The organism is Nocardioides sp. dk884, from assembly GCF_009557055.1.
GTDB lineage: Bacteria > Actinomycetota > Actinomycetes > Propionibacteriales > Nocardioidaceae > Nocardioides.
Genome location: NZ_CP045649.1, coordinates 4,240,598 through 4,259,966, shown reverse-complemented (window position 1 = coordinate 4,259,966; position 19,369 = coordinate 4,240,598). Strand labels below are relative to the sequence as shown.

Below are 19,369 nucleotides of genomic sequence, written 5' to 3'. Positions count from 1 at the left end.
CGCGCAGGGAAGCCCCGGGATGGCAGTGAGGCAGGAACGCCGCCGTAGACTGCTCCGTTGTGTCCGACGCCTCGCTGCCGCCCCTGAACGTCGCCGACGTGCAGCGCTCGGTGAGCGCCGAGCTCGACCGGATCGGTCCGGTCATCGACGAGCTCGGTCGCCGCTTCGCCGCCGCCGGGCACGAGCTCGCCCTGGTCGGCGGCCCGGTGCGCGACGCGATGCTGGGGCGCCACCACCACGACCTCGACTTCACGACCTCGGCGCGCCCCGACGCCACCGAGAAGATCCTCAAATCCTGGGGCGAGGCCACCTGGGACATGGGGCGGGCCTTCGGCACCATCGGCTGCCGCAAGGGCGAGTGGGTGGTCGAGGTCACGACGTACCGCTCGGAGACCTACGACCCGTCCTCACGCAAGCCCGACGTCGACTTCGGCGACACCCTCGAGGGCGACCTCGGCCGGCGCGACTTCACCGTCAACGCGATGGCGGTGCGGATCCCGGGGCGCGTCGTGGAGGACCCGTACGGCGGCGTGGTCGACCTCGCCCACCGGGTGCTGCGCACGCCGGGCACGCCGGAGGACTCCTTCTCCGACGACCCGCTGCGGATGATGCGCGCGGCGCGGTTCGCCGCCCAGCTCGGCTTCACCGTGGCCCCGGAGGTGGTCGCGGCGATGACCGCGATGGCCGAGCGGATCACGATCATCTCCGCCGAGCGGGTGCGCGACGAGCTGGTCAAGCTGGTGTGCGCGCCGTACCCCCGCCTCGGCCTGACCCTGCTGGTCGACACCGGCATCGCCGCGCACGTGCTGCCCGAGCTGCCGGCGCTGGCGCTGGAGCGCGACGAGCACCACCGCCACAAGGACGTCTACGAGCACACGCTGACGGTGCTCGAGCAGGCGATGGAGCTCGAGGACCGCCTCGGCGGGGAGCCCGACTTCATCTCCCGCTTCGCGGCGCTGATGCACGACGTCGGCAAGCCGCGCACCCGTCGCTTCGTCGACGACGGCACCGTCACCTTCCACCACCACGACGTGGTGGGCGCCAAGATCACCCGCAAGCGGATGAAGGCGCTGCGCTTCTCCAACGACGAGATCGACGCGGTCGCCCACCTCGTCGAGCTGCACCTGCGCTTCCACGGCTACGGCACCGGCGAGTGGACCGACTCCGCCGTACGCCGCTACGTGCGCGACGCCGGCGACCAGCTCGAGCGCCTGCACGTGCTCACCCGCGCCGACTGCACCACCCGCAACAAGCGGAAGGCCGAGCGGCTGCGGCGCACCTACGACGACCTCGAGGAGCGTATCGCCCGCCTCTCCGAGGAGGAGGAGCTGGCCTCGATCCGGCCCAACCTCGACGGCAACCAGATCATGGAGATCCTCGGCATCGGCCCCGGCCGCGACGTCGGCCAGGCCTACCAGCACCTGCTGGAGCTGCGCATGGACCGCGGCCCCCTCGACGAGCCCACCGCCCGCGCCGAGCTGCTGGCGTGGTGGCAGGCGCGGCAGCAGGGCTGAGGGCCCGCGCCCGGGGGTCGCGTCCGGGCCCGGGGGTCGGTGTTTTTCCGCGCAATTGCTGAGATTGATACCTGTTTTGCGCCGCGGCAGGTGCTTTTCCCAGCAATTGCGCCGAAATGACCGGAGTCCCGGGCGATCCGCGCCCTCAGCCCACGGGCCGCCGGCCGGGGAAGTGGACCCGCCACTCCTCACCCGGCACCGGTACCGGGGCACCGCGCTGGCGCAGCAGCCGCCAGATGCGTTCGACGGTCCGCTCGGGCTCGGTGTAGATGCCGCGCGCCCGGACCTTCAAGATCCGCCACTCGGCGTTGTCGAGCATCTCGCGCCGCTCCTCGTCGCTGTCCCAGTTCGCGATGATCTCGACGTGCTGTCGCCCGTCGTACTCCACCACGATCCGCAGTGACGGATAGCTGAGGTCGAAGCGGGCGACCATCTCGCCGTCCGCGGTGCGCAGGATGTGGTTGATCGTCGGTTCGGGAAGGCCCGCAAGCACGATCAGCATCCGCAACCGGCTCTCCATCGGCGAATCGACGGCGTCGCGGACGAAGCGCGCGGCGTACCTCGCGGTCGGGGACCAGTAGTCACGCGTGTTCTTGAGCCCGGTCCGCAGCTCGTCGGCGGTCAGGCCGAGCACGCGCACCAGGCTGTCCCCGGCGACCACCAGGTCGACGAGGTCGAGCATCGAGGCCAGCTCGACGAACATTCGGACCGGCGAGGAGACCCGCACCCCGCGACGTACCTCGACCTTCGTGTGCGGCGGAGCGACGTGCGGCTTCAGGCCGGGCTGCCACCGTCGGTCCTCGGCGCGAAAGACGCTGACGTGCACGGTGGCGGTGTCCGGGACCGCGACGCCGCACCAGGCTGCCGCCGTCAGGTGGCTGATCCAGGCGCCCTCGGGGTGCACCATCAACGCGGCGTGGACACGTTCGGAGCGGGTCTCCCGCACCGACGCCGAGATGTAGACGGTGCGGAAGATGCGCCGGAACCGCGACCCGCCCAAGCGGCGGGGGCTGATCCCGGCGGCGACGGCGTCGGCGCGCGTGAACGGGCGCTTCGTGTTGAGCCGCTCCGCCTTCATGCCGCGATGCTGGCATCGGTACGGCGCCCGCTGCGCGCTGCATCCACAGGGGCAGGAGCGGCCGGGCGGGTGGTGACATCCGGCCGCTGGTGTGGCGGGGTGTGTTCCAGCGCAATTGCTGGGAAAAGCACCCGCCGGCGCCGCAAACAGGTACTAATCCGCGCAATTGCGCGGAAATGCGCAACCAACCACCCACGTACGCCGACGGCCCGCCCGGATCGCTCCGGGCGGGCCGTCGGCACCGCATCAGCAGGACTCAGCGTGCGGGGAGAGTCACTCCTCGCCGCGGATGAAGGCCTCCACGCGGCGGCGGCCCTCGTCGTCGGGCAGCTGCACCGGCGGGGACTTCATGAGGTACGACGAGGCCGAGATGATCGGGCCGCCGATGCCGCGGTCCTTGGCGATCTTCGCGGCGCGGATCGCGTCGATGATGATGCCGGCGGAGTTCGGGGAGTCCCAGACCTCGAGCTTGTACTCGAGGTTCAGCGGGACGTCGCCGAAGGCGCGACCCTCGAGGCGGACGTAGGCCCACTTGCGGTCGTCGAGCCACGCCACGTAGTCCGAGGGGCCGATGTGGACGTTGCGGTCGTCGGCGGTGGCGCCACCGAGCGGGCCGCTCAGGTTGGAGGTCACGGCCTGGGTCTTGGAGATCTTCTTGGACTCCAGGCGCTCGCGCTCGAGCATGTTCTTGAAGTCCATGTTGCCGCCGACGTTGAGCTGGTAGGTGCGGTCCAGGACCACGCCGCGCTCCTCGAAGAGGCGGGCCATCACGCGGTGGGTGATGGTGGCTCCGACCTGCGACTTGATGTCGTCGCCGATGATCGGGACGCCGGCGTCCTCGAACTTCTTGGCCCACACGGGGTCGGAGGCGATGAAGACGGGCAGGGCGTTGACGAAGGCCACGCCGGCGTCGATCGCGCACTGGGCGTAGAACTTGTCGGCCGCCTCGGAGCCCACCGGGAGGTAGGAGACGAGGACGTCGACCTGGCGGTCCTTGAGGATCGAGACGATGTCGACCGGCTCGGCGGAGGACTCCTCGATGGTCTGGCGGTAGTACTTGCCGAGGCCGTCGAGGGTGTGGCCGCGCTCGACCTCGACGCCGAGGGTCGGGACGTCGCAGATCTTGATGGTGTTGTTCTCCGAGGCGTTGATCGCCTCGGACAGGTCCTTGCCGACCTTCTTGTCGTCGACGTCGAAGGCGGCGACGAACTCGACGTCCTTGACGTGGTACTCGCCGAAGGCGACGTGCATCAGGCCAGGGACCGCCCCCGAGGGGTCAGCGTCCTTGTAGTACTCGACGCCCTGGATCAGGGAGGTCGCGCAGTTGCCGACCCCCACGATTGCTACTCGAACCGAACCCATGGGGGATTCCTCTCTTGTCACTGCTGCGGGGATCGCTGCTGGTGGTGGTCGGCGGCCGCGAGGCCGTCCGGGGACACGTCGGGTGGCGCGGCGGGGTCGCCGTACGCGGTGCCCGGGGCGGGCCCCGGGGGACTGCCGGCGCTGCGCTCGGCGTTGATGAGGTCGGAGAGCCACCGGACCTCACGCTCGACCGACTCGACGCCGTGGCGCTGGAGCTCGGCGGCGTACCGGTCGACCTCCTTCTCGGTCAGCGACAGCTGGCTCTGGACGCGGTCGAGCCGCTCCTGGAGCCGGATGCGCCGACCTTCGAGCACCCGGAGCCTGATCTCCATGTCGGTGGAGGAGAAGAAGGCGAAGCGGATGTCGAAGTTGTCGTCCTCCCAGGCGGCCGGGCCGACCTCGGACATGAGTCGCTCGAACTCGGCCGTGCCGGCGGCGGTGACCTGGTAGACGATGCGCGGACGCCGCGAGACCGGGGTGACGGTGGTGCTGGCCTCCTCGATGAGGTTGCTGCGCAGCATCTTCTTCAGCGCCGGGTAGAGCGAGCCGTAGGAGAGCACCCGCCCCCACCCGAGCATCAGGTTGAGCCGCTTGCGCAGCTCGTAGCCGTGCATGGGTCCCTCGTGCAGCAGTCCGAGGACTGCCAGCTCGATGGTCTCTCCACGACGTGCCATGCGACCTATCGTAGCGATATATCCGCCAGACGGGAATCGTGAGAGGTTCGTCGCGCGGCGCGCACCCATACCTCGTGATGCGTACCCTGGTCGATTGGAACCGACCACCTACGCCCGGTCTGCTCCTCGGTTGCCCGTGACCGAGCGGACCGGGCGCCGCAACGAAAGAGCCGAGCTTGAGTGGAAAGCGCAGGGCCGCGGGTCCGCCCGTGACCAAGTCGCCGAAGACGAGCAACCCGCCGGCGAAGCCCGGCAAGCCCCCGCGGACGCGCAAGCAGAAGGTGCTGCGTGTCGTGAAGTGGGCCTCGCTGGCCGCCTTCGTGGGACTGCTGGCTCTCGTCGCGGTGTTCGTGGTCCTCTACCGGTCGATCGACATCCCGAACCCCAACGAGGACTTCCAGACCGAGACCTCGTTCATCTACTACGCCGACGGCTCCACCGAGCTGGGCAAGTTCGCGACCCAGAACCGCGACTCGATCCCGCTCGACGAGATGCCCCAGCACCTGCAGGACGCCGTCGTCGCCGCGGAGAACCGCACCTTCTGGAGCGACAGCGGCATCGACCCGCGCGGCATCGTGCGCGCGGCGTTCAGCAACGCCTCGGGCAACTCTCACCAGGGCGCGTCGACGATCACCCAGCAGTACGTGAAGATCCTCTACCTCACCTCCGAGCGGACCTACACCCGCAAGATCAAGGAGGCGGTCCTCTCGCTCAAGCTGCAGCGCCAGCAGAGCAAGCAGGAGATCCTCGAGGGCTACCTCAACACCATCTACTTCGGCCGCGGCGCGTACGGCGTCCAGGCGGCCGCCCAGGCGTACTTCGACAAGCCCGCCGCCGAGCTGAACCTCCGCGAGTCGGCGGTCCTGGCCCGGGTGCTGAACAACCCCAGCCGCTACGACCCCGCCAACGGTGAGGACGCGCGGCGCTCGCTCAAGGCCGGCTACGAGCGGGTCCTGAACGGCATGGCCGAGATGGGCGCGATCGAGCCCGAGGAGGCCGAGAAGGCCGCGAAGAAGCTGCCGAAGTTCCCGAAGGTCGAGGCCGAGAGCACCTACGGCGGCCAGCGCGGCCACATGCTCTCGATGATCAAGAAGGAGCTCCAGCGCCTCGGCTTCACCGAGGAGGAGATCGACGGCCAGGGCCTGCGGGTCACCACCACCCTCCAGCAGCCGGCGATGCGCGCCGCCGAGGAGGCGGTGACCGAGGCCAAGCCCGAGGGCTTCGGCGACGAGCAGCTGCACGTCGGCGTGGCGACCGTCGAGCCCGGGACCGGCGCGCTGCGCGGGTTCTACGGCGGCCAGGACTACCTGGACTCCCAGATCAACTGGGCGGTCTCCGGCGGCCAGGCCGGCTCGACGATGAAGGCCTTCGCGCTCGCGGCCGCGATCAAGCAGGGCTTCTCGCTCAAGGACACCTTCGAGGGCAACAGCCCGATCGAGATCGGTGACACGGCGTTCGGCAACCAGGGCGACACGGACTACGGCTCGGCGGTCAACATGCTCCAGGCCACCGCCAGCTCGATCAACACCGCGTTCATCGACATGACCGACGCCATGGACGACGGCCCCGAGAAGATCATCGAGGTCGCCACCGCGATGGGGCTGCCCCCGGCGGAGGCGAAGGGCGCGAAGGCGCCCGGCTTCCCCAGCTCCTCCCCGGGCCTCAAGCCCGAGCTCGGTGTCTCGCTGGGCAGCGCGACGGTGAGCCCGATCAACATGGCGGGCGCCTACGCCACGATCGCCAACGGTGGCGTGGCCGCGGAGACCTACCTGATCGAGTCCGTGGAGGCCGCCGACGGCGAGGTCCTCTACGACCACAAGGTGAAGACCAAGCGCGCCCTCGACGAGGACATCGCCGCCGACGTCTCCTACGCGCTGCAGCAGGTGACCGCCTCCGGCGGCTCCGGCTCCGACGCGGGCGCGGTGCTCGGTCGCCCCAGCGCGGGCAAGACCGGCACCTCGACCAACGGTCTCGACGACGTGGTCTCCTCCTGGTTCGTCGGCTTCACCCCGCAGTACTCCAGCGCCGTCGTCTACACCCGCGGCAAGGGCAACGAGCCGCTCGACGGATGGCTGCCCTCCTTCTACGGCGGCGACTACCCCGCCGACACGTGGGCCCAGCTGATGGTGCTCCTGCACGACGGCCTCGAGGTCGAGGAGCTGGCCGAACCGGCGTACCTCGACGGCGACGCGCCGTCGTCGGGCCACGCGCCGTACGTCCCGCCGCCGAGCCCGTCGAGCGAGCCGCGCCCGACCAAGGAGCCGCGCCCGACCAAGGAGCCGGAGCCGGAGCCCACCCTGGAGCCGACGACGGAGCCGACCCCGACGGCCGAGCCGACGCCGACCCAGGAGCCGGAGCCGACCGAGGAGCCGGAGCCGACGCCGACGCCGACGCCGACGCCGACCGCGCCGGCTCCGACGATCACCCCCGCGGGCGGTGGCCCCACCCGCGGCCCCGACCCCGAGCGCGGCTAGGCCATGTCGAGCGCGCCGAGCGGGTCCGACCCGTACGCCGACCCGACCCGGGACGACCCGGCGATCGGCGCGCTCAGCGCGGGTGTGGGCGGACCGCTCGGGCGGCGCGCCGGCCGGCACCCGTGGTGGACACCGGTGCGGGTGCTGCTCGCGCTGGTCGCGCTCACCATGGCGCTCGGGATGGTGCAGAAGGCCCCCTGCGTCGCCGACGAGTGGAGCTCGCAGGACGTCCGCGGGACCTACATGTGCTACTCCGACCTGCCCTACCTCTACACCGGGCGGGGCTTCGTCGAGGCGGCCTGGCCCTACGACGACGGCGCCGAGGTGCGCGAGCGCTACGAGGTGATGGAGTACCCCGTCGGGATCTCCTACTTCGCCTACGCCACCGCCAAGGTGACCCACGCGCTGACCGGCGCGGACGCCGCCGAGCGGGCGGACCGTCCCACTGACGAGTTCTGGGGGGAGGATCGCGTGCAGCGCGAGATCACGGTGTTCCTGGCACTGAGCGCGCTCGCCTTCGCCCTGGCGGCCATGCTCGCGGTGTGGTTCCTGGCCGGGGTCAACCGCCGCCGGCCCTGGGACGCCGCGCTGTTCGCGGTCTCGCCCGCGCTGCTGGTGACTGGCCTGGTCAACTGGGACCTGCTCGCGGTCGTGCTGGTCGCCGCCGCGCTGTGGGCCTGGGCCCGCGACAAGCCGGTGCTGACCGGCGTGCTGATCGGGCTGGGGGTGGCCACCAAGCTCTACCCGCTGTTCCTGCTCGGCGCGATCCTGGTGATCTGCCTGTGCGATCGCCGGATGCTCGACTTTGTGCGCGCCGCCGCCGCGGCGGCCCTGGCGTGGGTGCTCGCCAACCTCCCGGCGTACCTCTCGGGGCCGGAGGAGTGGCGGGTGTTCTGGTCCTTCAACTCCGAGCGCGGCCCCGACCTGGGCTCGGCCTGGCTCGTGGCTGCGCAGTGGACCGACCGCACGATCGAGCCGGAGACCATCAACCTGTGGTCCTGGCTGCTCTTCGGCGCCTGGTGCGTCGGGGTGTTCGTGATCGGCGTGCTGGCCCCCGAGACGCCGCGCTTCGCGCAGCTCGGTTTCCTGATCGTGGCGGGGTTCTTGTTGGTCAACAAGGTCTACTCGCCGCAGTACGTGCTGTGGCTGCTGCCGCTGGCGGTGCTCGCGCGGCCGCGGCTGCGCGACCAGGCGGTCTGGCAGCTCAGCGAGCTGTTCTACTTCGCCGCGGTGTGGTGGTATCTCGCCGGCTGGCTCGCGCCCGGCGGCGGGGACGACCCGGGGTTCTACTGGCTGGCGATCGTGCTGCGCATCGCCGGCGAGCTGTACCTCGTCGCCCTCGTGGTGCGCGACGTGCTGCGCCCCCAGCACGACCCGGTGCGGGCCACCGGCGGCGGCGCGCCGGCTCCACCCCCACCGGCGCCCGCCCTGCTCAGCTGACGACGCTCAGCTGACCACGCTCAGCTGACCACGACTTGGTCGAAGGCGGTGGTCGTGAACCGCACCCGCACGTCGATCTCGTCGCCGATCTCGGGCACGTGCGCGCCGGACGGCAGGAACAGCATCGAGGCCTGCATGTGGGGCGGCTCGGCGAACAGCCGCTGCTTGCCGTCGATGGCGAACGGCGAGCGCACGAAGCCGACCGCGTCGAGGCCGCCGCGGGCCAGGGTGGCCGCGCGCGCCTTGATCGAGGAGTCCCCGGTGGGCGCCTCGAGGCCGATGCCGTGGGCGGTGCCGCCGCTGACGACGAGCAGGTGCCCGGACTTGGGCGCGGTGCGGCCGCGGTAGCCGAAGGAGTCGCCACGCTCGACCGGGTGCACGTCGAGCACGGTGGAGGTGACCCGCAGCGCGCCGCGGTCGCCGAGCCAGAGCCCGGTGCCGATGCGCGGGCGCACGGCGTAGTCGGCGTACGACGTGGCGAGCTGGGCGAGCTCGTCGTCGGTGAGGTGGCTGACCCACAGGGTGCGGGTCGGCAGCTCGGCGGCGACCACGTCGTTGAGCAGCCGCTGGACCTCGGAGAGGTGGGAGCCCTGGGCGAGCGGCAGGTGCAGCGCGACGCCCTCCAGGCGCGCCCGCGGGTGGGCGCGCAGCTGCTCGGCCACCGCCCACAGCTCGCGGGCGCTGAGCCCGTGGCGCTGCATGCTGGTCATCCGCTCGAGCACGAAGCGGGCGTCGGGCTGGCGGGCGAGCAGGTCGGCGACGTCCTCGGGACGCCCGAGGGTGTGCACCACACGGTCGGCCAGCGCCGGGTCGATCTGGAGGGCGACGCCGAAGGGGCGCCACGGGGTGAGCACCAGCAGCGAGCCGCCGAAGCGGTGCGCGACGTGCTCGAGCTCGTCGTAGGTGCCGACCGCGAGGGTGTCCACGCCGTAGCCCTGGTCGGCCAGCCACTGCGCCTTGCGCGCCAGCCGGCCGAGGGTGAAGCCGTAGCCGTTGCCCTTGGCGACCGGGACCAGCCCGGGGTGGGCGGCGGCGACCGCGCGAAGGTGGGCGCGCCAGCGCGGCCCGTCGACGTCGAGGGTCAGGCTCATCTCAGCCCCGTCGCTTCATGTAGAGGTCGAAGGCGGCGTAGAGCGGCCGGTTGAGCGGGAGGTCCCACTCCCCGGCGTACTCGACGGCCTGCCCGCCGGTGCCGACCTTGAACTGGATCAGCCCGACGTGGGAGTCCTCGGCGTCCAGGGTGTCGGTGATGCCGCGCAGGTCGTAGACGGTCGCGCCGGCGGCGAGGGCGTCGCGGATCATCGCCCACTGCACGGCGTTGGAGCCGCGGACCTCGCGCTTGTCGGTGGAGGAGGCGCCGTAGGAGTACCACGCGTGGGTGCCGACGCGGATCGCGATGGTGGCCGCGACCAGGTCGCCCTCGTGGTGGGCCAGGTGCAGGCGGAACCGGTCGGGGTCCTCGGATTCCAACGCCTCGGCCATGGTGCGGAAGTACGCCAGCGGACGCGGGGTGAAGTGGTCGCGCTGCGCGGTGTGGACGTAGAGGGCGTGGAAGGCCTCCAGCGCGGTCAGCGGGCTGCCCTCGCGGGCCGGGGCGCCGGCGGCCACCGTGGTGACCTCGACCCCGGCCTTGGCCGCCTTCTTGATGTTGCGGCGCCACAGCTGGTTCATCCCGGCGAGCACGGACTCCTCGCTGCGGGGGGCGCCGTCGGCCTCGACCAGCGGGACCTGGAAGACGTACTGCGGCTGACCCGCGGCGAAGCCGCCCTCGGCGACCTGCTGGCGCCAGCCGAGCTGGTCGAGCTGGGAGACCACGCGGGCGCCGGTGCCGTCGCGCTCGAGCGGCACGATGTCGTCGAGGCGGCGCACGGTCGGGTCGGCGATGCCCTCCTTGACCTGCGCGGCGCTCCAGCGTCGTAGGACGACCGGCGGGCCCATCCGCACCCCGAAGGCGCCGCGGCGCTTGAGGTGGGCGGTCATCGGCGCCAGCCAGGAGGCGAGGTCGTCGGCGGCCCAGTCGATGACCGGGCCCTCGGGCAGGTAGGCGAGGTAGCGGCGGACCTTGGGCAGCTGGCGGTAGAGCACCAGGCCCGCCCCGACCAGCCGGTCGCCGTCGAACCAGCCCAGCGACTCGCGGCGCCACTCCGACTTCACCCGGCCCCAGGCCGGGGTCTGCAGGAACGACGCGGAGGCCTGCGCACGCAGGAACGCCAGATGGTCGGACTCGGGGATCTCGCGCACGGTCAGCACTGCGCCGAGGCTACCGGTGGCGAGCCCGGCGGCCGGGGTCGCGGCACTCACAGGCGCTCACGCAGCCAGGCGAAGTCGGCGAGGTGGGCGTCGACCGGGCCGGGGGTCTCGCAGACCACCGGCGCCGCGGCCTCGCGGATCACGGCGGCCAGCAGCTCGGGGTCGATGCGGCCGGCCCCGAAGTTGGCGTGCCGGTCGGCGCCGGAGCCGAAGTCGTCGCGGCTGTCGTTGGCGTGCACCAGGTCGATGCGCCCGGTGATCGCGCGCACGTCGGCGACCACGGTCTCCAGGGCGTTGCCACCGGCGTGGGCGTGGCAGGTGTCCAGGCAGAAGCCGACCCGGTCGGCCTGCTCGGCGGTGGAGATCGCCTCCCAGACCCGGGCGATCCGGTCGAGGTGGCGGGTCATCGCGTGCTCGCCGCCGGCGGTGTTCTCGATCAGCAGCGGGACCTTGAGGTCGGTCGCCTCGATCGCCTTGCGCCAGTTGTCGAAGCCCTTCGCCAGCAGCTCCGGGTCGTCCCCGGCCTTGTCGACGTGGCCGCCGTGGACGATCAGCCCCTTGGCGCCGATCGAGGCCGCGGCGTCGACGTGCTGCTGGAGCAGCTTGCGGCTGGGGATGCGGACGCGGTTGTTGGTGGTCGCGACGTTGATGATGTACGGCGCGTGGACGTAGAGGTCGACGCCGGCGGCCTCGGCCTCGGCGCGCAGTCCCTCCGCGCCGCCCGGGTGCTCGAACACGGGCCCCTTGAAGCTCTGCGGGCTGCCGAGGAAGAACTGCACCAGGGGCGCCTGGCGGGCCTGGGCCTCCCCGACGGGGTCGGCCTGGTCGACGTGGGCTCCGATCTGCATCGCCCCATCGTAGGGAGCCGCGCCGACAGCCCCGGGGCCGGCCGGGCGGCGCCCGCGAGGGCGCACGGCAGGTGCTGTCGCTGCAGGTCCGGACCGGTGCTGGGCCTCGTCCACAGGATTGGGACCGCCGTACGCCGCGCTGCTAGCCTGTCGTGTCCGCTGCGCCCTGCCCACCGACGGGTTCTGGTGCGCTACCGGGCCCCCGCACCCGTGCGGGGAACGCAAAGCCCTCCTGCCACGGAGAGACCGTGGCCGCCGAGTCCAGAGGAGGTGGAGACCGCTATGCGTGATTACGAAGTGATGGTCATCCTCGACCCCAGCCTTGAAGAGCGGACCATCGAGCCGTCCCTCGACAAGTACCTCAACGTCATTCGCAACGACGGTGGCACCGTCGAGAGCGTGGACGTGTGGGGCCGTCGCCGTCTGGCGTACGAGGTCAAGAAGAACGCCGAGGGCATCTACGCCATCGTCACGCTGAAGGCCGAGCCGGCCACGGTCAAGGAGTTCGACCGCCAGCTCACCCTCAACGAGTCCATCCTGCGCACGAAGGTCATCCGCCCCGACGCTCACTGAGCGTCTTGTGGATGATCCCCGTCCGCATGTCGGCGCCACCGGTCACGATGGTGCCGACCGCGAGACATCCGATCAGTTCGACAGCTAGGGAGACCTCATGGCAGGCGAGACCGTCATCACCGTGGTCGGCAACCTCGTCGACGACCCGGAGCTGCGCTTCACCCCCTCGGGTGCGGCCGTGGCCAACTTCCGGATCGCCTCGACGCCGCGCACCTTCGACCGTCAGACCAACGAGTGGAAGGACGGCGAAGCGCTGTTCCTCTCCTGCTCGGTGTGGCGTCAGGCCGCGGAGAACGTCGCCGAGTCGCTTCAGCGCGGCATGCGCGTGATCGTGCAGGGTCGCCTGAAGCAGCGCTCCTATGAGACCCGCGAGGGCGAGAAGCGCACCGTGATGGAGCTCGAGGTCGACGAGGTCGGCCCCGCGCTCGCGTTCGCCACGGCCAAGGTCACCCGGGCCTCCCGCTCGGGCGGCGGCGGTGGCGGCGGCGGCTACTCCGGTGGCGGCGGGGGTGGCGGCTACTCCGGTGGCGGCCAGCAGCAGTCCCGTCCGCAGCCTGCCGCGGCCGGCAACGACCCGTGGGCCACTCCTGGCCCCCAGGGTGGCGGTCCGTCGGGCGGTGGCGCTCCTGCCAACGACCCGTGGGGCGCCCCCGGCGTGGGCTCCGACGAGCCTCCGTTCTGATCAACCCCACCTGAACACCCCTCAACCATTCCGGCGTCAGCCGGGCTTCTAGAAAGGAAGCACCACAATGGCCAAGGCAGTGATTCGCAAGCCCAAGAAGAAGGTTTGCCAGTTCTGCAAGGAGAAGGCGACCGGCGTCGACTACAAGGACGCCACGCTCCTCCGCAAGTTCATCTCGGACCGCGGCAAGATCCGCGCCCGTCGCGTGACCGGCAACTGCGTCCAGCACCAGCGTGACGTGGCCACCGCGGTCAAGAACGCGCGCGAGGTTGCACTCCTGCCCTACACGTCCACCGGTCGCTGAGAGGATCAGGGAAGATGAAGCTCATCCTGACCCAGGAAGTCACGGGCCTCGGTGGCCCCGGCGACGTCGTCGAGGTGAAGGACGGCTACGGCCGCAACTACCTCGTCCCGCGCGGCGTCGCGATCCGCTGGACCCGCGGTGCTGAGAAGACCGTGGAGTCCATCAAGGCCGCCCGCTCCTCGCGCGCCGTCCGCGACCTCGGCCACGCTGCCGAGATCAAGGGCAAGCTCGAGGCCCAGACGGTTCCCGTCAAGGTCCGTGCCGGTGAGGGTGGCCGTCTGTTCGGCTCCGTCTCCGTCACCGAGATCGCCAACGCGCTGACCGCGGCCACCGACGAGAAGGTCGACAAGCGCACGATCGCGGTCAAGAACCCGATCAAGTCGCTCGGTGCCCACACCGTCACCGTGCGCCTGCACGACGACGTCTCGGCGACCGTGTCGCTGAACGTCATCCCCGCCTGAGGCTCGCCTCCGGCTCAGCAGCGCCCAACGGGGCCGTCCTCCCTTCGCGGGAGGGCGGCCCCGTTGTCGTGCCCCGGTGGCCCTCATGCCGCGCCTGCGTGGCGGCCTGTCCGTCGATGGTCCTTGCATCCGGGGAGATCTAGGTATCGGCCATACTTAGATACGTGAGCGACACTCCGCGCTGGCCGATGGCCTGGATCCGGGCCGGCCTCGACCTAGCCGTGCTGGGGAGCCTGTCCGTCGGACCCCTGCACGGATACGCCATCGCCCAGAGGCTGGCTGCGCTGGGCTTCGGGGTGCTGAAGGGCGGATCCCTCTATCCGGTCCTCAACCGGTTGGAGGAGGCCGGCAGCGTCAACGCCGTCTGGGTGGAGGGGGTGGGTGGACCCGGGAGGCGGGAGTACCACCTCACCGCCGCCGGCCGCGCGCGGCTGGGCGAGGAGCTGGCGCAGTGGCGGCAGCTCACGGACACGTTGTGCGCCATGGCAGAGAACGACCCGGGATCGAGCAGCACGGGGGAGACGCGATGAACGAGGCCGATCAGCGGTCCGCGGACGTCGAGCACTGGCTTGACAGCGCCCGCCTCCGGCTGGCGGTGGCGAACGTGGCGGCCCCTGTCCGAGACGAGATGCTCGAGCGCGCGCGCCTCCTGGTCGACCAGACTGGTGAGTCCCCCACTGGTCTCTTCGGTCCGCCCGGGGAGTGGGCGGAGGAGCAGATCGCCGAACGCCGGAGCCAGGGGCTGCCCTGCGTGGCCCCCGACCCGAGCGCGAGCTGGCGCGACGTCCCCGTGATGGGGATGTACGTCGCCGCGGGCCTCGGGGCTGTCATCCTCGCCCTGGCGCTGATCAAGCGGGGCGGGGAGCTCGACTACGACCTCCTCGGACTCGTCGGCTTCCCGGTCGTCGGTGGGCTGACGGTCATGACCGCGCTCACTGCCTGGGAGAAGACCCTCTCCCGGCGTCCTGTCGGTGTCGCGATCGCGGTCGGTGGGGCCGTCGCGCTCGGTGGGGCTCTCGGCCTCGCCCTGCTGTTCGGGTGGGGCCGTGACCACCCCACCGCTGAGGCCAGTGCGTGGCACCTCGGCCTGCTGGTGCTGGCCTGTGCGCTGGGCGGCAAGGTCCTCGACCGCCTGCTCCCGGAGCAGGAGCCCCGCACGTGGCGCACGCCGCGTGCCGACCATGAGTGGCTCGAGGTGCTGGCCGGTGTGCTTCGCCTCCGGGCAGACATGCCCGAGTCGCGGGTGCACACCATCGTGGCCGAGGCGCAGGCCCATGCCGTCGAGGCCGGTTCGACACTGCAGGAGGAGTTCGGCCGCCCTGAGGACTATGCGTCTCAGTTTCCCGTGGACGAGACCAACCGGGCGCGTCGCAAGGCGTGGCTCTATTCGGCGCTGGCTGCTCTCGCCGCGATCACCGCCCTTCCGCCCGGCAGCAGCTGGTCGGCAGTGCTCCTGACCCTGCTGTGGGGCGCCCTCGCCACCCGGGAGTGGAGGCGGCTGCGTCGCTCAGCCGGACGGGGCCAGCGGTAGGACCGCCGTCGTCGTGCCCGAGCGGGGTGCGAGGGCCGCAGGTGTCAGTGCGGAGCCGAGGTCGCGCTACGGGCCCACGCGCGGTCGGCGTAGGCGAAGGACAGCACGACCTGCAGCAGGCCCACCAGCAACGAGAAGACCCCGGCCAGGGCGAGCAGCGGGCCGCCGACCCCGAGCGGCAGCAGCACCGCCGGCAGCACGCCGACGATGACCGCGCCGACCCAGCAGATCTGCAGCCAGCCCGCGGCGTCGTGGTTGCCGGCCGCCCTCGCCAGCTCCTGCAGCGCGTGGAAGAAGAGTGCCGTGAAGACCACCTGGGGCAGGCTGAGCGCCCAGCCCAGGGCGGGGTCCGCCGCCGAGACGGCCTCGGCCACGCCGGGGATCCACAGGGGCACCGACACCGCTGCGGACGCGATCGCCGCGACGAGGACCGGCGTACCGGTGCTCAGGCGAGGACGCAGCGCGACGACGCCGAGGAGCACCAGCGCCCAGCCGAGCGGGTTGGGCAGCAGGTCGAAGCCCTCGATGACGACGTTGAGCAGGATCAGCAGGAGGCCGCAGCCGACGGCCTGGAGGGGCTTCATGGCTGCTCAGCGTACGGCGGCGGACCCGGTGACCAGCCAGGCGTCCCCGCGGGCCCGGTGCAGCAGCACGACCAGGCGCGCGCCCATGAAGACCGCGCCGAAGGCCGCCCAGATCCAGGTCAGGGCGCTGCCGAGCGCGGCGAGCACCAGCACCACCGGCGCGTAGGCGAGGAGCACCACCGTGCCGGCGCGCGCGAGGTAGGCGCCGTCCCCGGCGCCGATCAGCACCCCGTCGAGGACGAACACGACGCCGGCGACCGGCTGGGCCAGCGCGGCCACCAGCAGCACCGGCACGAGCGCCTCGTGGACGGCGCGGTCGGGGGTGAACAGCGGGCCCAGGAACGGGCCGGCGGCGGCCAGCAGCACCCCGGTGACGACGCCGGACCAGATCCCCCACCGCACCATCCGTCGGGTCACCGCCCGGGTGCTGGCCACGTCTCCGGCGCCCAGGTGACGGCCGGTGAGCGCCTGGGCGGCGATGGCGATGGCGTCGAGCACGAAGGCGAGGAAGGTCCACAGGGTCATCGCCAGCTGGTGGGTGGCCACCGGCACCGCGTCGTCCCCGGGCGCGGCGCCGGCGGTCACGGCGTACGTCGTGACGAGCAGCGCGGCGCGCAGGGTGAGGGTGCGGATCACCAGGGCCACGGCGGCCCGCGCCGCGAGCCGGATGCCGGCGGGGTGCGGGCGCAGCGAGGCGCCCTCGCGGCGGGCGCCGCGGACCACCACCACGACCAGGGCGACGGCGCACGCGACCTGGGCGATGACCGAGCCGATCGCGGAGCCGGCCAGCCCGATGCCGGCGAAGGAGCCGATGCCGTGGACGAGCACCACGTTGAGGACGACGTTGAGCGCGTTGCCGCCGACCGCGACGTACAGCGGGGTGCGGGTGTCCTGCAGCCCGCGGAGCACCCCGGTGGCGGCCAGCATCACCAGCAGCGGGACCGTGCCGAGGAACGCCAGGCGCAGGTAGGTGGCCGCGTTGTCGGTGACGCCCGGGCTGGCCCCGAACAGTGACACCAGGGGGCGAGTGAGGAGCATGCCCAGCACGGTCGCGACCGAGCCGATGAGCACGGCCAGCCAGATGCCGTCGATGCCCTGGGCCAGCGCGGCGCGCCGGTTGCCGGCGCCGAGCAGCCGCGCAACGCTGGCGGTGGTGCCGTAGGCGAGGAACACGCACAGTCCGACCACCGTCTGCAGCACGGCGCCGGCGATGCCGAGCCCGGCGAGCTCGCGGGTGCCGAGGTGACCGACGACCGCGGCGTCGGCCAGCAGGAACAGCGGCTCGGCGACCAGGGCCAGGAACGCGGGGACGGCGAGGCGCAGGATCTCGCGGTCCTGGGCGCGGGTCGGCGACGTGCTCACCGGCTGATGGTAGGGACCTCCGGCCCATATCAGCAGATCGTCGCTGTGCGGTGGATAACTCGGCGGATCCGCTGGTAAATCCTCCGCTCGGGTGGCTTTGTCGACATCCCATCGGCGTGTCGCGGTCCCCAGCGAAAACAGTTGCCAACGATTTTTGCTCCACACCAGCCGAACTGCGTTTTCGCAGGTCAGGCGCTGTGTCGGGATGTTCGGCGCCGTTCTATCCACAGGCCCCTCCCCAGCCTGTGCACATCTCTCGCGCGTGTCGTCCACGGGTTATCCCCAGTTATCCACAGGGCCTGTGGACAAGGTGGTGTCGGTGCCCTACCGCGGGCGCGTACGGTCGCGGGGCGAGGGGGCTCCGCATGGAGCTGTCGGTGGTCCTTCCTAGGGTCGGCGATGCCAGTCGATCAGTGGTTCTTCGCCCGTGGAGGAGGCAGGCTTGAGCGTCGCCGAGCAGTCGGAGCAGGACATCCCTGAGCCGTCGTATGAGGACTGGGGCGATGGCCCGGTCCCGTATGCACCGGGGGAGCGTCCCTCACGTCCGGGTGACCGCACACCGCCGCAGGACATGGCCGCCGAGCAGTCGGTGCTCGGCGCGATGCTGATCTCCAAGGACGCGATCGCCGACGTCTCCGAGACGATCCGGGGCACCGACTTCTACCGGCCCTCGCATGAGTCGATCTACGACGCGATCATCGACCTCTACGGCCGCGGCGAGCCGGTCGACATGGTCACCGTCGCCGCGGACCTGCAGCGCAAGGGCGAGCTGCAGCGCATCGGCGGCGCGCCGTACCTCCACACGATCGCGGCCAACGTGCCGATCGCGGCCAACGCCGGCTACTACGCCGAGATCGTGCGCGAGAAGGCGATCCTGCGCCGCCTGGTCGATGCCGGCACCAAGATCGTGCAGCTCGGCTACGCCGGCGAGGGCCAGATCGACGACGTCGTCGACAACGCCCAGGCCGAGGTCTACAAGATCGCCGACAAGCGCACCGGCGAGGACTACGCGCCGCTGAGCGACATCATGACCGGCGTCCTCGACGAGATCGAGGCGATCTCCAACCGTGAGGCCGGCATCTACGGCGTGCCGACCGGCTTCGCCGACTTCGACGACCTCACCAACGGCCTGCACTCGGGCCAGATGATCATCGTCGCGGCCCGACCCGCGATGGGTAAGTCCACGCTCGCGCTGGACTTCTGCCGCGCGGCGTCGATCCACAACAACCTCACCAGCTGCTTCTTCAGCCTGGAGATGACGCGCGCGGAGATCACCATGCGCCTGCTCTCCGCGGAGGCGAAGGTGCCGCTCAACCACATCCGCAACGGCAACATGACCGACGACGACTGGGTCAAGCTCGCCCGCAAGATGGGCGAGGTCTCCTCGGCGCCGATGTTCATCGACGACTCGCCCAACATGACGATGATGGAGATCCGGGCCAAGGCCCGCCGCCTCAAGCAGCGTCACGACCTCAAGCTGATCGTGATCGACTACCTGCAGCTGATGAGCTCGGGCAAGAAGGTCGAGTCTCGCCAGCTCGAGGTCTCGGAGTTCTCCCGCCAGATCAAGCTGCTGGCCAAGGAGCTCGAGCTCCCGATCATCGCGCTCTCGCAGCTCAACCGTGGCCCCGAGCAGCGCGCCGACAAGCGCCCGATGGTCAGCGACCTGCGTGAGTCCGGCTCGATCGAGCAGGACGCCGACATGGTCGTGCTCCTGCACCGCGACGACGTCTACGAGAAGGAGTCGACCCGCCCCGGCGAGGCCGACCTGATCGTGGCCAAGCACCGCAACGGCCCCACCCGCGACATCACCGTCGCCTTCCAGGGCCACTACTCGCGGTTCGTCGACATGGCGCACTGAGCGCTCTCGGCTGCGGCGGGCGTCCCTGTCGAGGTGGTGGGGACGACGGCTTCCTCCTGACGCGCACGGTGACCCCGCGCCGGGGACGGGTCCTCGCTACGCTGCGGCGATGGGTGGATGCTCGAGGATCAACGCGGGCAGCGTGGTGACCGGCATGCTCGCCACCCTCTTCGGCCTGGGGGCGGCACTGGGGCTTGCCCTGACGGGCTTCGTGTTCGCTGTCGTGTACGGCTGGTGGGGCGTGGCGGTGCTCGCAGTCCTGGTGGGGGCGTTCGCCGCTGCCCTGACCTACCGGCTCCGGCGGGGAAGCGCGAGGACCTGACCTCGGAGCTGGAGCTCCGTCGCCATGGGCGCCGACTGGGCCCGCCATT

Annotated in this window: 19 protein-coding genes; 11 read left to right on the top strand and 8 right to left on the bottom strand. The window is 71.3% G+C overall.

Annotation, left to right across the window (positions count from 1 at the left end; translation table 11 throughout):
- Positions 1-59: 59 nt before the first annotated feature.
- Complete coding sequence (locus tag GFH29_RS20275; RefSeq protein ID WP_153325522.1) at positions 60-1,514, top strand: CCA tRNA nucleotidyltransferase; 1,455 nt, start codon at positions 60-62, stop codon at positions 1,512-1,514.
- Positions 1,515-1,659: 145 nt separating this feature from the next.
- Here GFH29_RS20275 and GFH29_RS20270 read toward each other — a convergent pair whose 3' ends face one another.
- From GFH29_RS20270 to GFH29_RS20260, 3 genes are all read right to left on the bottom strand, one after another.
- Entirely contained in the window at positions 1,660-2,592 is a 933-nt protein-coding gene (locus GFH29_RS20270; protein WP_153325521.1) for a DUF559 domain-containing protein, read from the bottom strand.
- Between the two features lie 273 nt (positions 2,593-2,865).
- Positions 2,866-3,954: an inositol-3-phosphate synthase gene (locus tag GFH29_RS20265; RefSeq protein ID WP_153325520.1), complete on the bottom strand. Its 1,089-nt coding sequence runs from the start codon at positions 3,952-3,954 to the stop codon at positions 2,866-2,868.
- A 17-nt stretch (positions 3,955-3,971) separates the two neighbouring features.
- Positions 3,972-4,628 carry a PadR family transcriptional regulator gene (locus GFH29_RS20260; RefSeq protein ID WP_153325519.1) on the bottom strand — a complete coding sequence of 219 codons (657 nt, stop codon included), beginning with the start codon at positions 4,626-4,628 and terminating at the stop codon, positions 3,972-3,974.
- Positions 4,629-4,837: 209 nt separating this feature from the next.
- Between GFH29_RS20260 and GFH29_RS20255 the strand changes: the two genes are divergently transcribed.
- Positions 4,838-7,102, top strand: a complete 2,265-nt coding sequence (locus GFH29_RS20255) for a transglycosylase domain-containing protein (protein WP_228387654.1) — start codon at positions 4,838-4,840, stop codon at positions 7,100-7,102.
- Between the two features lie 3 nt (positions 7,103-7,105).
- A complete protein-coding gene (locus GFH29_RS20250) occupies positions 7,106-8,542 on the top strand; it encodes a glycosyltransferase family 87 protein (RefSeq protein ID WP_153325517.1) in 1,437 nt (478 codons plus the stop codon).
- A 20-nt stretch (positions 8,543-8,562) separates the two neighbouring features.
- On the opposite strand, the gene GFH29_RS20245 is transcribed toward GFH29_RS20250, so the two are convergent.
- Genes GFH29_RS20245 through GFH29_RS20235 form a run of 3 tightly spaced genes read right to left on the bottom strand, consistent with a single transcriptional unit; the run spans position 8,563 to position 11,640 of the window.
- Positions 8,563-9,633: an alanine racemase gene (locus GFH29_RS20245; RefSeq protein ID WP_153325516.1), complete on the bottom strand. Its 1,071-nt coding sequence runs from the start codon at positions 9,631-9,633 to the stop codon at positions 8,563-8,565.
- A 1-nt stretch (position 9,634) separates the two neighbouring features.
- The gene (locus tag GFH29_RS20240) at positions 9,635-10,789 is read right to left on the bottom strand and encodes a lipid II:glycine glycyltransferase FemX (protein ID WP_153337645.1); all 1,155 of its coding nucleotides are present in this window, start codon (positions 10,787-10,789) and stop codon (positions 9,635-9,637) included.
- A 50-nt stretch (positions 10,790-10,839) separates the two neighbouring features.
- Complete coding sequence (locus tag GFH29_RS20235; protein WP_153325515.1) at positions 10,840-11,640, bottom strand: deoxyribonuclease IV; 801 nt, start codon at positions 11,638-11,640, stop codon at positions 10,840-10,842.
- Between the two features lie 282 nt (positions 11,641-11,922).
- Here GFH29_RS20235 and rpsF point away from each other — a divergent pair, with 282 nt between their 5' ends.
- The 6 genes from rpsF (at position 11,923) to GFH29_RS20205 (ending at position 15,191) form a co-directional block, all read left to right on the top strand.
- The gene (gene rpsF, locus GFH29_RS20230) at positions 11,923-12,213 is read left to right on the top strand and encodes a 30S ribosomal protein S6 (RefSeq protein WP_153325514.1); all 291 of its coding nucleotides are present in this window, start codon (positions 11,923-11,925) and stop codon (positions 12,211-12,213) included.
- Between the two features lie 97 nt (positions 12,214-12,310).
- Positions 12,311-12,895, top strand: a complete 585-nt coding sequence (locus GFH29_RS20225; protein WP_153325513.1) for a single-stranded DNA-binding protein — start codon at positions 12,311-12,313, stop codon at positions 12,893-12,895.
- A gap of 67 nt (positions 12,896-12,962) precedes the next feature.
- On the top strand, positions 12,963-13,199 hold the full coding sequence (gene rpsR / locus GFH29_RS20220) for a 30S ribosomal protein S18 (protein ID WP_153325512.1): 237 nt from the start codon (positions 12,963-12,965) through the stop codon (positions 13,197-13,199).
- A gap of 14 nt (positions 13,200-13,213) precedes the next feature.
- On the top strand, positions 13,214-13,660 hold the full coding sequence (gene rplI, locus GFH29_RS20215) for a 50S ribosomal protein L9 (protein ID WP_153325511.1): 447 nt from the start codon (positions 13,214-13,216) through the stop codon (positions 13,658-13,660).
- A 164-nt stretch (positions 13,661-13,824) separates the two neighbouring features.
- On the top strand, positions 13,825-14,190 hold the full coding sequence (locus GFH29_RS20210) for a PadR family transcriptional regulator (RefSeq protein ID WP_228387653.1): 366 nt from the start codon (positions 13,825-13,827) through the stop codon (positions 14,188-14,190).
- Positions 14,187-15,191, top strand: a complete 1,005-nt coding sequence (locus GFH29_RS20205; protein WP_153325510.1) for a hypothetical protein — start codon at positions 14,187-14,189, stop codon at positions 15,189-15,191. Before GFH29_RS20210 ends, GFH29_RS20205 begins: the two co-directional genes overlap by 4 nt.
- 44 nt (positions 15,192-15,235) lie before the next feature.
- Here the strand turns inward: GFH29_RS20205 and GFH29_RS20200 are convergent, their stop codons facing one another.
- Entirely contained in the window at positions 15,236-15,775 is a 540-nt protein-coding gene (locus tag GFH29_RS20200; RefSeq protein ID WP_153325509.1) for a hypothetical protein, read from the bottom strand.
- 6 nt (positions 15,776-15,781) lie between these two features.
- Positions 15,782-17,137 carry an MATE family efflux transporter gene (locus GFH29_RS20195; RefSeq protein WP_228387652.1) on the bottom strand — a complete coding sequence of 452 codons (1,356 nt, stop codon included), beginning with the start codon at positions 17,135-17,137 and terminating at the stop codon, positions 15,782-15,784.
- 442 nt (positions 17,138-17,579) lie between these two features.
- On the opposite strand from GFH29_RS20195, the gene dnaB reads away from it, so the two are divergent.
- A complete protein-coding gene (gene dnaB / locus GFH29_RS20190) occupies positions 17,580-18,998 on the top strand; it encodes a replicative DNA helicase (protein ID WP_153337621.1) in 1,419 nt (472 codons plus the stop codon).
- Positions 18,999-19,107: 109 nt separating this feature from the next.
- Complete coding sequence (locus GFH29_RS20185; RefSeq protein ID WP_153325508.1) at positions 19,108-19,320, top strand: hypothetical protein; 213 nt, start codon at positions 19,108-19,110, stop codon at positions 19,318-19,320.
- Positions 19,321-19,369: the final 49 nt, after the last annotated feature.

Excerpts from the sequence above, each read along its gene's own strand:
- rpsR (WP_153325512.1), top strand. The coding sequence starts at position 12,963 with ATGGCCAAGGCAGTGATTCGCAAGCCCAAGAAGAAGGTTTGCCAGTTC.
- GFH29_RS20250 (WP_153325517.1), top strand. The coding sequence starts at position 7,106 with ATGTCGAGCGCGCCGAGCGGGTCCGACCCGTACGCCGACCCGACCCGG.
- GFH29_RS20185 (WP_153325508.1), top strand. The coding sequence starts at position 19,108 with ATGGGTGGATGCTCGAGGATCAACGCGGGCAGCGTGGTGACCGGCATG.
- rplI (WP_153325511.1), top strand. The coding sequence starts at position 13,214 with ATGAAGCTCATCCTGACCCAGGAAGTCACGGGCCTCGGTGGCCCCGGC.
- GFH29_RS20225 (WP_153325513.1), top strand. The coding sequence starts at position 12,311 with ATGGCAGGCGAGACCGTCATCACCGTGGTCGGCAACCTCGTCGACGAC.
- rpsF (WP_153325514.1), top strand. The coding sequence starts at position 11,923 with ATGCGTGATTACGAAGTGATGGTCATCCTCGACCCCAGCCTTGAAGAG.
- GFH29_RS20200 (WP_153325509.1), bottom strand. The coding sequence starts at position 15,775 with ATGAAGCCCCTCCAGGCCGTCGGCTGCGGCCTCCTGCTGATCCTGCTC.
- GFH29_RS20205 (WP_153325510.1), top strand. The coding sequence starts at position 14,187 with ATGAACGAGGCCGATCAGCGGTCCGCGGACGTCGAGCACTGGCTTGAC.
- GFH29_RS20245 (WP_153325516.1), bottom strand. The coding sequence starts at position 9,633 with ATGAGCCTGACCCTCGACGTCGACGGGCCGCGCTGGCGCGCCCACCTT.
- GFH29_RS20235 (WP_153325515.1), bottom strand. The coding sequence starts at position 11,640 with ATGCAGATCGGAGCCCACGTCGACCAGGCCGACCCCGTCGGGGAGGCC.
- GFH29_RS20265 (WP_153325520.1), bottom strand. The coding sequence starts at position 3,954 with ATGGGTTCGGTTCGAGTAGCAATCGTGGGGGTCGGCAACTGCGCGACC.
- GFH29_RS20260 (WP_153325519.1), bottom strand. The coding sequence starts at position 4,628 with ATGGCACGTCGTGGAGAGACCATCGAGCTGGCAGTCCTCGGACTGCTG.
- GFH29_RS20270 (WP_153325521.1), bottom strand. The coding sequence starts at position 2,592 with ATGAAGGCGGAGCGGCTCAACACGAAGCGCCCGTTCACGCGCGCCGAC.